We start from the raw sequence: 14,655 nt of genomic DNA, 5'->3' as shown, positions 1-14,655 counted from the left end.
ATGCACTTGAAAGTCTTTTGTCTGGTTCAAAAAACCGAAGCAGAAGCTTCGGTTTTTATTCATATCGAGCTCGGTTGCCGAACCTGTTATATCGACTCAGTATCCGACAATCGCGATCTTACAGTTTAAAACGCGAGACAATTGCCGTCAGACTGTTATTGATATCCGCAATATCGCCCATATCGGACACCGACTGCACCCCAATCGACTCCAGTTCAACAACCATATCATTAATTGCCGACATATTGCGGCTCAGCTCTTGAGTCACACAGCTTTGCTCCTCAGCTGCGGTCGCAATTTGAGAGCTCAGATCATTAATATCCATGACATGTCGGGAGATGACTTCCAAACTATCTGCCGCCTGCCCGGCACCTTCTGCGGTCTCCTGACAACGCGTCCGTGTATGTTCCATCGAATTGACCACCGCGTGGTTACCATTGGCAAGACTCTTCAGCGCTAGCTCAACTTCAGTGGTACTATCTTTGGTTCGGCTGGCAAGGCTACGCACTTCATCTGCAACAACAGCAAATCCTCGCCCTTGTTCCCCTGCCCGGGCCGCTTCAATTGCAGCATTCAAAGCCAGTAAATTCGTTTGCTCTGCAATTTCCCCAATCACACTCAGTATTTCATTAATTTTCTGGGTTTCGACCGTCATATTATGTACATCGCTAACAGAATGTTCCACATCATCAATCAGCGCTGAAACCGTCTCTTTTGAACGATCAATGATCTCACGAGATTCTACACTGGTTTCATTGGTACGCGCCACGAGGCTGGCTGTATTGGCTGCGTCCGTCGCCATCGAGTCAGCCGTCGAACTCATTTCTTCAATCGCCGTGACAACCTGTTCCGTCTCCGAAACATGCTTTTTCAAAATTGAACTATTCTTCTCTGACTGACTCAGCATATGTTCAACATTCGCTTGTAGCGAGTGACAATACTTTTGAATCTCCAGCATCATATGTTGCAGGTTTTCAATGAACTGATTCACACCCTGAGAAATCTGGCCTAAATCATCATTCGTTTCAACCTTCAGGCGCTGGGTCAAATCACCTTGTCCACTGGCTAATCCCTGAATCGTTTCTTTCAATGATAAAATAGGACGGTAAAGTACCTGAATCAGAAAATAAGTGATAATCACACTGACAAGACAAGCAAGGAATGAGAAAAGAATTGCACTGTTTCTGGCTTCGGTTAATTGTTTAAAAACAACTGACTTATCCAAACCGATCATGTAATACCAATTTTTCTGCCCTAAATGAATCCGGTGAGAGAACATCAACTTGTCTATTCCATTCAGATCATAGCCAAGATGGCTAAACTCATGCTCGACCATATGTAAAGCCAGAGGACGTCCCCATTGCGTATCACGAAGATCGTCACCCAATTTCAAGGCAGATGATGTTGTTGCCAAAATCCGGCTATCCTCGTCGAGAATAAGCGCAACAGCACCCTTGATTTTGTTCGATTCCTTAACAATTTGACTTAAAAAATCGAGCTCCATATCGGTCGTGATCACACCACCTTTGATCCTTTCCAGAATACTGACCCAGTATTTTTGCTTGGACGATCCAAGATATGGTGGCGTAATACTCACCGAACCAGATGCCAGTCCTTGCTTATACCAATCCATATCCCGAGAATCCCCCTTCAGTCGGTGATTCGGCCAGGCTTGATTTTCCATGCTCCAATATGCTCTGCCATCATCCAGACCAATCACAAAACTATCCAGATTCATAGCAGCCGCCAGCGACTGTGTTAATGGAATCAACTCATCTTCAGATCTGGTGATGTCCTGCTGCTGATAATGCTGTGCCAGTTGATGAATCCCATTAATTTTCTCTTGCAGAATGGTTTCAATAACCGCTGCTTTTGATGCGACATAATTTTCGCTCGACTGAAAAACATTCTCTGTCAGGATTTTTTCTTCCTGAGAATAGAGTACATAACTAGTAATTGAAACCGACACACCAACCAATAACATGACGGACAATATTAGCAATTTTTTTAATCCAAGTTGTTTCATAAACACCCACTTACACTAACGCCGATTCAAACACACATAAAAATAACTGGCCCAAAAAACGACCAGATAAAAAATAGAGATCAGATAAAAAACTGCAAGTCAATAGCAAAAATGTCTCACATGTGAGAAATGATATCACATTTTGTTGCACATACAACAACTTACTTATCGGCCTTGGCAAGGTCGTCGGGTGTCAAAAATAGAATAAAGGTACGATGAGTCGCTAAAAAGACTAGATAAGCGGCGAAATGTAGGATATTGATGAAAAAAATACATAAAAGTATTCAATTAAGAAAACATATCAATCTGTAACAAAATATGATTTCCATGCTTTCCAGTCCAAGCGAAGAAACTAAGTAGAATCACACCATTCAGGTCATGCTTCTCTCATTTGAATCAACAAAAAAATGCCCCGATATCGCCCATTATGTTGCCGCAATAAAAAATCCCCTGCCGACAGACAGGGGATTTCATATGGCGAATATCGCGTGGGATTATTTTAAATCAAAGCGATCCGCTTCCATCACTTTCACCCATGCTTTCACGAAATCACGGATGAATTTCTCTTTAGCATCATGACCGGCATAAACCTCAGACAATGCACGTAACTGAGAGTTAGAACCGAAGACCAAATCGACACGAGAAGCCGTCCACTTCACATCTCCGGTCTGACGATCACGGCCTTCAAAAATATCAGCCTCATCAGAAGTTGGTTTCCATTCAGTCTCCATATCCAACAAGTGAATAAAGAAGTCGTTGCTCAGAACACCCGGATTTTTTGTCAGTACACCGTGTTGTGACTGACCAAAATTCGCATTCAGCGTTCGCATGCCACCAATCAGAACCGTCATCTCTGGCGCTGTCAAAGTCAGCAACTGAGCGCGGTCAAGGAGTAACTCCTCAGCTGAAACAGTATAAGTACGTTTCTGATAATTGCGGAAACCATCGGCAATCGGTTCAAGTACCGCGAATGATTCCACATCCGTTTGTTCATCGGTCGCATCGGTTCGTCCCGCAGCAAATGGCACAGTAATCGAATGACCCGCCTGACGTGCTGCCTGCTCAATCGCTGCCGAGCCACCCAGCACAATCAAATCTGCCAGCGAAATTTTCTTATTACCGCTCTGTGCAGCATTGAATTTCTGCTGAATCGCTTCCAGTACATGCAATACTTTCTGAAGTTGTTCTGGCTGATTAACTTCCCAGTCTTTCTGCGGTGCAAGACGAATCCGCGCCCCGTTGGCGCCACCCCGACTATCCGAACCGCGGAATGTTGCAGCAGAAGACCACGCTGTATACACCAATTCCGATACCGTCAAATCTGTCGCAAGAATCTCTGCTTTTAATGCCGCAACATCATGTGCATCGACTAAACCATGGTCAACCGCAGGTAACGGGTCTTGCCAAATCAAATCTTCCTGAGGGACTTCAGGACCTAGATAGCGGACTTTCGGCCCCATATCCCGGTGCGTCAGCTTAAACCAGGCCCGGGCAAATGCATCAGCAAATTCGTCGGGGTTTTTATGGAAATGTTCTGAAATCTTCCGGTATATCGGGTCTTCTCGCATCGCCATATCGGCATCGGTCATCATAATACCGACTTTCACAGCGTCATCTTCGGCATCCGGTGCTTTATCTTTTTCAGCCAAATCAACGGGCACCCACTGTGTTGCACCGGCAGGGCTTTTCACCAGCTTCCAGTCATAACCGAACAGCACATCAAAATAACTGTTATCCCATTGAGTCGGCGTTGGTGTCCACGCCCCTTCCAGACCACTGGTAATTGTATCGCGTCCTTTACCGCTACCGTAGGTACTTGTCCAGCCTAGACCCATTTCCTCGAGTGATGCAGCTTCCGGTTCTGGCCCGACAAGCGCCGCGTCACCTGCACCGTGGGTTTTACCAAACGTATGCCCACCGGCAGTCAAAGCGACTGTTTCATAATCATCCATCGCCATCCGAGCGAACGTTTCACGAACATCACGGCCTGAAGCCAGCGGATCTGATTTGCCATTCGGGCCTTCAGGGTTAACATAAATCAATCCCATCTGAACCGCAGCCAACGGATTTTCTAAATCTCGCTCTCCGGTATAACGGTTGTCATTGCCAAGCCATTCATCTTCTGCGCCCCAGTAAATATCTTCTTCTGGTTCCCAGATATCTTTTCGTCCGCCACCGAAACCAAAGGTTTTTAACCCCATCGATTCCAAAGCCACATTTCCGGCCAGAATAAACAAATCCGCCCAAGACAAGCTGTTGCCATATTTTTGTTTCACGGGCCAGAGCAGACGACGCGCTTTATCTAAGTTCGCGTTATCTGGCCAGCTGTTTAATGGTGCAAAACGTTGATTTCCTGTGGATGCCCCACCGCGGCCATCGCCCGTCCGGTAAGTCCCGGCGGCATGCCATGCCATCCGAATCATAAAAGGGCCATAGTGTCCGTAGTCAGCCGGCCACCATGATTTGGAGTCTTTCTGAACGGCCTCAATATCTTGCTTGACAGCATTTAAATCAAGCGCACTAAAGGCGGCTGCATAATCAAAATCGTCACCGAGTGGGTCTGATTTTGCGTCATTCTGATGAAGGATTTTGAGGTTGAGCTGATTTGGCCACCAATCAACATTCTTGGTCCCTTTGCCTCCGACACGGGTATGGCTACCATGCATGACGGGGCATTTTCCTGACATTTTATTCTGTTCCATTGTCTGTCTCCTGCTTCGCAGCGTTTTGATTTATTAAACTCAATATTCTAATAAGTGACTTCTGTCCCCATGAAAAATGGGACGTCAGTGTGATGAATAGAAAGACTCATCAATTCATTACTCGATTATCTGAAACTTTACATTCAACATGTTTCAACTAAAAAAATTAAAAAAAGAACATATCCCAGAATGAGTAAGATTGAGGCGTTTCACTGGCGAGAGCTTCAACCAATAAGTACTGATGACATGCAAAGGAATGACATGCTTCACTTTCGTAGCTAGACAACGTTTCCATTGCAACCTGACTTTCAACACTGGCTATTTTTTCAGGCAATGACTCAGACATAAGGAATCCTTCTTTTGCAATCAGCTCAATCAGGTTCCAGTATAGAAATAGACCACAGAAAGTGATAATGGTTTCGACCTATCCATGCTATAGAAGAAATCTATCTTCTATCGAATGCCCCCCAATACTGAACTGGTCTGAAAAATACGGATGGGTGGCAACAACGGAACAGCGGTGAAAGAAAATAATACGCTTTAAAAATCAATTCGATAATTGATCACAGCGGAAGGAGTCAAGCAAAGTGAGCGATTAAAGTTCAACCGCTCACTGACAACAATTAACAAAACAATCAACAAGATGACATCAACGATTAACTGGCTAAAGCAACCTTTGCATCGACATACTCCAGAGCGTGACTCTCTGCGACAAACCGGTTGGTCAGTTGCCCATGATAGACATTCAGCCCGTTCAGGAAGTGTTCATCAGCAAGTAATGCGGCGCGGTAACCTTTTTCAGCAAGTGCAATAATATAAGGCAATGTCGCATTGTTTAACGCAACGGTTGATGTGCGGGCAACACCACCGGGCATGTTCGCGACACAGTAATGCACCACGTCATCGACAATATAGGTCGGCTCTTGGTGGGTAGTGGCCTTCGACGTCTCAGCACATCCCCCCTGATCAATCGCGACATCCACAAGGACAGCACCAGACTTCATCCGTTTAATCATCTCTGCAGTAATCAGTTTCGGTGCTTCGGCACCGGGCAGTAGCACCGAACCAATCACGACATCAGCAGATAAAACATGTTTTTCAATCGCATCAGCTGTGGAATAAACCGTGGTGATTTTCCCTTGATAAATGGCATCAATATCGCGTAAGGCATCGATATTTTTATCGATAATCACCACTTCAGCACCAAGACCTGCCGCCATTTGTGCGGCATTGCGTCCCACGACGCCCGCACCGATAATTGTCACCTTAGCTGGCTCAACCCCCGGAACACCACCCAACAATAAACCACGACCAGCATGCGACTTTTCTAATGAGGTCATCGCAGCCTGAATTGACATCCGCCCGGCCACTTCCGACATCGGGGCCAGCAGAGGTAATGTCCGGTTGGCGCTTGTGACAGTTTCATAAGCAATGCACACCGCTTTACTTTGAATTAAATCATGCGTCTGAGCCGCATCGGGAGCGAGGTGAAGATAAGTAAACAGGATTTGATCTTCCCGCAACATGGCTCGCTCGCTTGCTTGAGGCTCCTTCACTTTCACAATCATGTCACTTTCCGCGAAAATCTTCGCCGCATCAGGACGAATTGTCGCCCCGGCGTCAATATAGTCCTGATCAGAGAACCCAATCCCGGCTCCGGCTAATGTTTCAACCAAGATGTGATGACCTCTTTTGGTTAATTCCTTAACACTCGCAGGCGTCATCCCAACGCGGTATTCATGGTTCTTAATTTCTTTTGGTATACCAATCAGCATATCCTTATCCTCTGCAACAATTAACGTGATTAGAATAAAGAGACGATACAGTGCTTTAAACCAACAAATCAACAAAAATAAGCATCAAAAACTATAGATATAGTTCAAATTTAGAATAAAACAAACACAAATAAACTTAAAACAAATGATAAAACTAATTTGAATTATTTTTTTAGCAGATGCCGCCAGAAAATATGTAAAAAAAAGTGAGCAAACCACTCACCAATGAAACAATTTTATAACATAAACAAAAAATCCCTTGCCGACTGACAAGGGATCTCGCTCATATTTCTATCAGAATAGACTCAGAAATTAGCCCAGATTTTTCCGCGCATTCTGGAACATCCGCATCCAGGCACCATTTTCACCCCATGAATCAGGATGCCATGAGTTCACCACGGTGCGGAAAACCCGCTCAGGGTGAGGCATCATGATGGTGACACGGCCATCAGTGGTTGTCAGGCCGGTAATGGCATTCGGAGAGCCATTCGGGTTATTCGGATATTGCTGAGTCGCTTGCCCATAATTATCGACGTAACGAATTGCAACCGTTCCGGATTGTTCAATCGCAGCCAAATGGGCGTTATCGCGAACTTCAACCCGACCTTCCCCATGAGAGACCGCGATTGGCATCCGGGAGCCGGCCATATCACTGAAGAAAACCGAATCGGATGGCTGGACCTCAACCAAGCTGAAACGGGCTTCAAAACGCTCAGACTCGTTACGGACAAATCGCGGCCATAAATCAGCGCCCGGGATCAAATCTCTGAGGTTGGACAACATCTGACATCCGTTACACACCCCAAGCGCAAAGGTATCTTGACGGTTAAAGAACCCTTCAAACATATCTCTGGCTTGCGTATTGAACAGAATCGATTTTGCCCAGCCTTCACCAGCACCTAAGACATCCCCATAAGAGAAGCCACCACAAGCAACCAATCCCTGATATTCCGCTAATGTAATACGACCAGACAACACATCACTCATGTGAACATCAATCGCATCAAACCCTGCCCGTTCAAAAGCAGCGGCCATTTCAACATGAGAATTGACCCCCTGCTCACGCAGCACAGCCATTCTCGGTCTGGCACCGGTATTGACAAATGGTGCAGCCACGTCTTCATGAATATCGTAGCTCAGATGAACATTCAGCCCCGGATCGGCATTATCTTTCTTCGCAGCAAATTCTTGCTGAGCACAATCCGGATTATCACGGAGTGCCTGCATCTGATAAGTGGTCTCAGCCCAAATCGTTCTGAGCTCAGTTCTGGAACGCTCATAAACAACTTGATCTTGATGTGTCACAACAAACCGATCAGAAGCTTCGACAGTCCCGATCACATGAGTACAATCTTGCAAACCTTGTTGTGCCAGTATGTCCAGCACTGCATCGACATCATGCTCATGTACTTGAACCACCGCGCCCAACTCTTCGTTAAACAGCACAGAGAGAACGTCATCTCCCAGTGTAGCAATGTCAACATTCACACCACAGTGACCGGCAAACGCCATCTCAGCCAATGTGACCAACAAACCACCATCGCCTTTATCATGGTATGCCAGCAGTTTGTTGGTGCGGACACATACCTGCATGGCTTCAAAGAAGCCTTTTAGTTGCATGGCATCATCAACGTCAGCCGGTTGATCACCAAGCTGCTTGTATACCTGTGCTAATGCGGTTGCGCCAAGGCGATTTTTACCATTCCCCAAATCTATCGCAATCAGTCGGGTCTCCCCTAAATCCGTGCGAAGTTGGGGGGTGACCGTCTTACGAACATCTTCAACCCGGGCAAAAGCCGTAATCACCAGAGACAATGGCGACGTCACTTCTTTCTGTTCACCGTCAGCTTCATCCCATTTGGTCTTCATTGACATCGAGTCTTTACCAACCGGAATCGTCAGACCAAGGGCCGGACATAACTCTTCACCGACCGCTTTAACCGCTTCATACAATCCGGCATCTTCGCCCGGGTGGCCAGCCGGAGACATCCAGTTGGCCGATAATTTAATGTGTTTCAGATCGCCAATCGCAGTTGCCGCAATATTGGTCAACGACTCAGCAACCGCCAGACGGGCTGACGCAGCAAAGTCGAGCAGCGCGACAGGTGTACGCTCACCCATCGACATCGCTTCACCACAATAGGTATCAAAACTTGCCGTGGTGACTGCACAGTTGGCGACCGGAATTTGCCACGGACCGACCATCTGATCGCGTGCCACCATCCCGGTAACAGAACGGTCACCAATGGTAATCAGGAACGTTTTTTCAGCCACTGCGGGTAAGCGCAGGACACGTTCAACCGCTTCATTTAACTCAATACCACTGCGATCCAAAGCGGAACCTTGAACTTTCTGTGTTGTGGCTTCACGATGCATTTTCGGTGGTTTACCCAACAGAATATCCATCGGCATATCAATCGGTGTGTTGTTAAAGTGTGAGTCTTCCAGTGTCAAATGACGCTCTTCCGTCGCGGTTCCGACAACCGCATAAGGGGCACGCTCACGACGACAGATTGCATCAAAGGTTGCCATATGTTCAGGCGCAACCGCTAAAACATAACGCTCCTGTGATTCATTACACCAGATTTCCAGCGGGCTCATCCCCGGCTCGTCATTCGGCACATCACGCAACTGGAATTTACCACCGCGCTCTCCGTCATTGACCAACTCCGGCAACGCATTCGAAATACCACCGGCACCGACATCATGAATAAATGCAATCGGGTTGTTTTCTCCCAACTGCCAGCAACGGTCAATCACTTCCTGACAACGTCGTTCCATTTCAGGGTTTTCACGTTGAACAGAAGCAAAATCCAGATCTTCAGCCGACTGACCAGATGCCATAGAAGATGCCGCACCACCGCCTAAACCGATGTTCATCGCGGGCCCACCCAACACAATCAGGCTCGCACCGACCGGAATTTCTTTTTTCTGAATATGTGCGTCGCGAATATTCCCCATGCCACCGGCAATCATGATCGGCTTATGATAACCACGAATTTCTTCTCCGGCATGAGAGGTCACTTTCTCTTCGTAGGTACGGAAATATCCCAACAGATTCGGACGACCGAATTCATTGTTAAATGCCGCACCGCCCAAAGGCCCTTCAATCATGATATCCAACGCATTGACAATACGACCCGGTTTACCGAAATCGGTCTCCCATGGTTGTACAAAATGAGGAATACGCAGGTTAGAAACCGAAAAGCCAACCAGACCCGCTTTCGGTTTGCCACCAATACCGGTTGCACCCTCATCACGAATTTCACCGCCACTGCCAGTTGAAGCACCGGGCCATGGCGAAATTGCTGTCGGGTGGTTATGGGTTTCCACCTTCATCAGAATATGGGTATCTTCGGTATGGTAGTTGTACTGACGCGTCTGAGGATCCGGGAAGAAACGTCCCACCTTCGAACCGGTCATCACCGCGGCATTATCTTTGTATGCGGATAACACATGATCCGGGGTCGTTTCATAGGTATTCTTAATCATCTTAAACAGGGATTTTTCCTGTTGAACACCGTCTATTGTCCAGTCCGCATTAAAAATCTTGTGACGACAATGTTCTGAGTTTGCTTGTGCAAACATCATCAGTTCAATGTCATTTGGATTCCGGCCCAGTTTGGTAAAGTTCTCAACCAGATAGTCGATTTCATCTTCAGCCAGCGCCAGACCAAGCGTCAGGTTGGCTTGTTCCAATGCTTTGCGTCCACCGCCAATCACATCAACCGCTGTGACTTCTGCCGGTGTTGCACTGTGGAACAGGCTGGCAGCCGACGCCAAATCCGTAAAGACCACTTCCATCATGCGATCATGGAGTAATGCTTGTAGCGCTGTTTGTTCCGCTTCAGTCAATGGTGTTGAGGACTCAATATAGTACGCCGTTCCCCGTTCCAAACGTTTAACTTTATCAAGGCCGCAGTTATGTGCAATATCACTCGACTTCGATGACCAGGGAGAAATGGTGCCCGGACGCGGTGTAACCAGCAACAACAACCCTTCTGGCTGATGCTCTTCAATGGTTGGGCCATAAGTCAGCAATTTTTCTAACTTCTCTGTTTCTTGACGATCCAAATCGGCTGTCAAATCAGCAAAGTGCATGAATTCTGCGTAAATACCAGTCACGGGTAAGCGCAGCTCACGACACCGTTCAAGAAGTTTGTTTACTCGGAATTCAGAAAGCGCTGGGGAGCCACGGAAAATTCTCATGTGCTTAGGTCTCTGTTGCTGTTGGTTAAGGTAGTATTGGAATAAATTCAAACAATTAAATTGAAAAAAGTTGAATTCATACCAATTTCACCTACATTGTGCGGCGCATTATAAAGGAATTATTTTTGTGATGTAACACCAAACGCAACCGTTTGCGTCATTTTTTTTATGAATTTTGAAATCTCTCGCTTTCATACCATTCCCAGCGACATAATTTACCATTTTACACATCTAAAAGTTGCGATTCGGTGGGGCTTTGATATAAAAGCATCATGATGAAAAGAGATACGTTGTACATGATCCGAAAATTCCGATGTCAGACCCAGAGCCTCCTCACTTTTATATTCATAGTAACCCTACTCAGTGGCTGTCAGATTGACTCTAAACCAAAAAGTGAACTCGACCAGATTCGAGAGCGCGGGGTGTTACGTGTCGGCACCCTGAACAATCAGCTCTCGTATTTTATCGGGCCGGAAGGACCATCGGGTATGGATTATGAACTGGCACGTGAATTTGCCAAGTCCCTCGGGGTCAAACTGGAAATGAAACCTGTTTATCGTGTTGCTGCGCTTTTCCCTGCTCTGGAAAAAGGCGAAGTCGATATCATTGCCGCCGGTCAGATCCAAAATACGCAACGCATCCAAAAATTCCGTCCCGGCCCTGCTTATTATTATGTCAGTCAGCAAATCGTTTACCGTCAGGGTCAATGGCATCCTCGCAACATGGGGCAACTGATTCAGAAACAACAAGAACTCTTAAATACACCAGAACAAGACAAGGTATTAAATGTTGTCGATGATTCTCACTTTGAGCAAACACTGGTGCGACTCAAAAAGAAATATCCCCAGTTCCAGTTTCAGATAGAAGCGGATTCAGATGTTCATGACCTGTTGAAAGAAGTCTCTCAGGGGGACTTGATGTTCACGATCGCGGACTCGGTTGAAATCTCACTGGCACAACGGATCTATCCCGACTTAGCCACCGCATTTGAAATTACCGATGATCAGCCTATCTCTTGGTTTATCCGTCGTTCGGATGATGAGAGCCTCTATGCACTAATGATTGAGTTTTTCGGTAATCAGAAACAAGCCGGTACGATTGCTTCACTGGAAGAAAAATATATCGGCCATATCGGGACGTTTGATTATGTCGATACCAGAGCGTTTATCCGAGCACTGGACAGCAGACTGCCGAAGTGGGCTCCGCTATTCCAAAAATATGCCGATGAGTTCGACTGGCGCCTCATCGCTGCATTGTCTTATCAGGAATCTCACTGGAACCCCAGAGCCAAATCGCCAACCGGTGTTCGGGGCATGATGATGCTCACCTTGACGACAGCCAAATCCGTTGGGATCACGAACAGACTCAATCCGGAACAGTCGATCCGTGGTGGCGTCAGATATCTTCGTCGTATGGTGAGTCGAGTCCCTGATTCAATACCGGAACATGAGAAAATCTGGTTCGCTTTGGCCTCTTATAATATGGGCTACGGACACATGATGGATGCACGTCACCTGACCAGACAACAAGGCGGAGACCCAAATGCCTGGGGAGAAGTTAAAGATCGCCTTCCTCTGTTGAGAAAGCGTCGTTATTTCAGCCAGACGCGTTATGGTTATGCCCGGGGCGATGAAGCGCTGGTCTATGTCGAAAATATCCGCCGCTATTATCAAAGTATGATTGGTCATATTAACGCCAAGGCACCAGAGAGTGACGACAGTACCAACATCGATGATCTAACTGTGATTCAGGCAATGATCCCTGATGCGAATGAAGCCATCGAGCAAGATGGTTCGGCTGAAAATATGGATGCCGATGAAGACACGACCACAAACGCTGATCCCCGTGAGACGGGAGCACAATAACGCAATTCAACGCTTGATTTTTGTTATGGAAACCCTTACATATTAGAGATACCCGACATTCGTCGGGTTCATCTTCCGGTCATAATACATCTGTAAAAGACAATTGTCTGATTCTTAACGCTGATTGAAGGCGATTAAGAGGAGATTGTACTGACTATTTTATTGGTATTTTTGAAAGGAGGTTAATCCATGCTGAAAAAACGAACACAGTCTAAGCATCTATGGCGGACAACAGCAGCGATTCACCGCAAACGTAAACTAGCCAACAATAAAAAGAAAATTTTTGCCCGCCATCGGGCTTTTACACACCAGACTGTATGAGTGAATCCACTCACCAGTCTGAATCACTATCCCACGATGGGAATATCCAGTAACCACAGACGTCTCCTTCTCCAAATCAAAAGAAGGAGACAGCACCCGCCCCAAACACTGACCATGATTTAAACGCATCCGAGACCAGCACTGGTCACACCTTCAATTTTGCTTTTGTCATTTGGCTTTATGCACCGATAAACAATCCGAATCTACATCATTGACTGACCTGACCGCTCAGACAGGCTTCTCATCAGATTGATCACGCTCCCGTTGCTGACGCTTGAGGTCTTTAATTTCCTGACGCCGACGCCGAAAAAAGGATTGCAATTGTTCCCGACACGCCGCTTCGAGTAACCCTTGTTCAATCTGTGCATAATGGTAGGCGGCATCACTCTCAAACAAGTTTATCACGGTGCCTGCTGCGCCGGCTTTCAAGTCTGGTGCACCAAAAACAATCCGTTTGACTCGACTGTGTAATAGCGCACCGGCACACATGGGACAAGGCTCCAGCGTGACATACAACGTCGAATCCACCAGCCGATAATTTTCCAACACTTGTCCGGCTTTGCGCAAAACCTGAATTTCCGCATGAGCTGTCGCATCATGGGTGGTGATAGACCGATTCCAGCCCTCAGCGATAATCTGATCGTCTTTGACCAATACGGCCCCGACCGGAACTTCCCCTTCCAACTCCGCTTGATGTGCCAGTTGTATCGCCCGACGCATAAACCGTTCATCATCAGCAGAAAAATGTTGCGCCTGCATGAGTCCCCTGTCTCTTTGCTGCTTATCTTTCATCGCATTATACCCTGAATCGTTGCGCGTTGTTTCGCGTTGATATCATCGGAGCCCCGCCTTTTCTGAGAGCGACTCATAGAGATAGTCAGATAACAAACGAACTTTCGGTGATATATGCCGGTTTTGAGGATACAACGCCCAGACACCTTCCCGATCATCCCGATAACGCGTCAATACTTCCACCAGTTGGCCGCTTGCGAGATAAGGTTCGACATAGTAATCCGGTAACTGAGCAAGCCCCATCCCTTTTAAGGCCGCATCAAGCAATACCACGCCACTGTTACAGCGGATTCGTCCACGAATTCCCAGTGAGCGCGCATGATGATGATCCTTGAAACGCCAGTGATCATTGGTACCGACCAGACACTGATGTTTCGCTAATTCGGATAACGTATACGGTTCACCATACTGCGCCAGATATGCCGGTGCTGCACAAACATGCAACCGTCGGGGGCTTAACTTCCTGACGACAAAACTGGAATCATGCAGTTGCCCAAGTCGGATCGCCAAATCAACGCCGTTTTCAATTAGGTCCAATTGTCGGTTGGTCAGTACCAGTTCCAACTCCAATTTCGGATACAGTTGTAAAAAATCATGCAACAATGGCGCTATTTTCTGCTCTCCGTAAGTCACTGGTGCCGTCACTTTCAGCCGCCCAATAGGCATCTGCTGCATCTGGGTCACAGTACGCTCGGCATGTTCCAGACCTTCTACCAACTGTTTACACTGTTGATAATAGACCTGTCCGGCTTCCGTCAATGACACTTTTCGTGTAGTGCGCAGCAACAACTTAATTGCCAGACGTTCTTCTAATGCAGCAACTCGACGACTAACATTTGCCACCGATGTGGTTAATTTCTGTGCCGCGCGAGTAAAGCTTTCCGTCTCAGCAACGGCGACAAACTCGCTGACACCATCCCATATGGCCATGGCTTATTATTACTATTTTGTAAAAGTTATTCTCT

General features: G+C 46.8%; 9 protein-coding genes. 2 read left to right on the top strand and 7 right to left on the bottom strand.

Annotated elements, in window-relative coordinates; genetic code table 11:
* Positions 1–118: 118 nt before the first annotated feature.
* From BSQ33_RS13320 to purL, 5 genes are all read right to left on the bottom strand, one after another.
* Entirely contained in the window at positions 119–2,026 is a 1,908-nt protein-coding gene (locus BSQ33_RS13320; protein ID WP_088134290.1) for a methyl-accepting chemotaxis protein, read from the bottom strand.
* 494 nt (positions 2,027–2,520) lie between these two features.
* Positions 2,521–4,728, bottom strand: a complete 2,208-nt coding sequence (katG, locus tag BSQ33_RS13315; protein WP_088134289.1) for a catalase/peroxidase HPI — start codon at positions 4,726–4,728, stop codon at positions 2,521–2,523.
* A 166-nt stretch (positions 4,729–4,894) separates the two neighbouring features.
* Positions 4,895–5,074, bottom strand: a complete 180-nt coding sequence (locus BSQ33_RS13310) for a hypothetical protein (RefSeq protein WP_021020916.1) — start codon at positions 5,072–5,074, stop codon at positions 4,895–4,897.
* A 310-nt stretch (positions 5,075–5,384) separates the two neighbouring features.
* Positions 5,385–6,503: an alanine dehydrogenase gene (ald, locus tag BSQ33_RS13305; RefSeq protein WP_021020915.1), complete on the bottom strand. Its 1,119-nt coding sequence runs from the start codon at positions 6,501–6,503 to the stop codon at positions 5,385–5,387.
* Between the two features lie 312 nt (positions 6,504–6,815).
* A complete protein-coding gene (gene purL, locus BSQ33_RS13300) occupies positions 6,816–10,712 on the bottom strand; it encodes a phosphoribosylformylglycinamidine synthase (RefSeq protein ID WP_088134288.1) in 3,897 nt (1,298 codons plus the stop codon).
* Between the two features lie 296 nt (positions 10,713–11,008).
* Here purL and mltF point away from each other — a divergent pair, with 296 nt between their 5' ends.
* The gene (mltF, locus tag BSQ33_RS13295) at positions 11,009–12,577 is read left to right on the top strand and encodes a membrane-bound lytic murein transglycosylase MltF (protein ID WP_088134287.1); all 1,569 of its coding nucleotides are present in this window, start codon (positions 11,009–11,011) and stop codon (positions 12,575–12,577) included.
* Positions 12,578–12,766: 189 nt separating this feature from the next.
* Positions 12,767–12,898 (top strand): hypothetical protein, encoded by a 132-nt coding sequence (locus BSQ33_RS22120; protein ID WP_021020912.1) that lies wholly within the window; start codon positions 12,767–12,769, stop codon positions 12,896–12,898.
* Between the two features lie 228 nt (positions 12,899–13,126).
* Here BSQ33_RS22120 and tadA read toward each other — a convergent pair whose 3' ends face one another.
* Both tadA and BSQ33_RS13285 read right to left on the bottom strand, forming a co-directional pair.
* The gene (tadA, locus tag BSQ33_RS13290) at positions 13,127–13,657 is read right to left on the bottom strand and encodes a tRNA adenosine(34) deaminase TadA (RefSeq protein ID WP_088134286.1); all 531 of its coding nucleotides are present in this window, start codon (positions 13,655–13,657) and stop codon (positions 13,127–13,129) included.
* 75 nt (positions 13,658–13,732) lie between these two features.
* Positions 13,733–14,620, bottom strand: coding sequence for a LysR family transcriptional regulator (locus BSQ33_RS13285; protein WP_021020910.1), 888 nt, complete (start codon positions 14,618–14,620; stop codon positions 13,733–13,735).
* Between the last annotated feature and the right edge of the window lie 35 nt (positions 14,621–14,655).

The organism is Vibrio gazogenes (assembly GCF_002196515.1).
GTDB lineage: Bacteria > Pseudomonadota > Gammaproteobacteria > Enterobacterales > Vibrionaceae > Vibrio > Vibrio gazogenes_A.
Note: the sequence above shows the minus strand (reverse complement) of the source record. Positions and strands in the feature narration are given on the sequence as shown.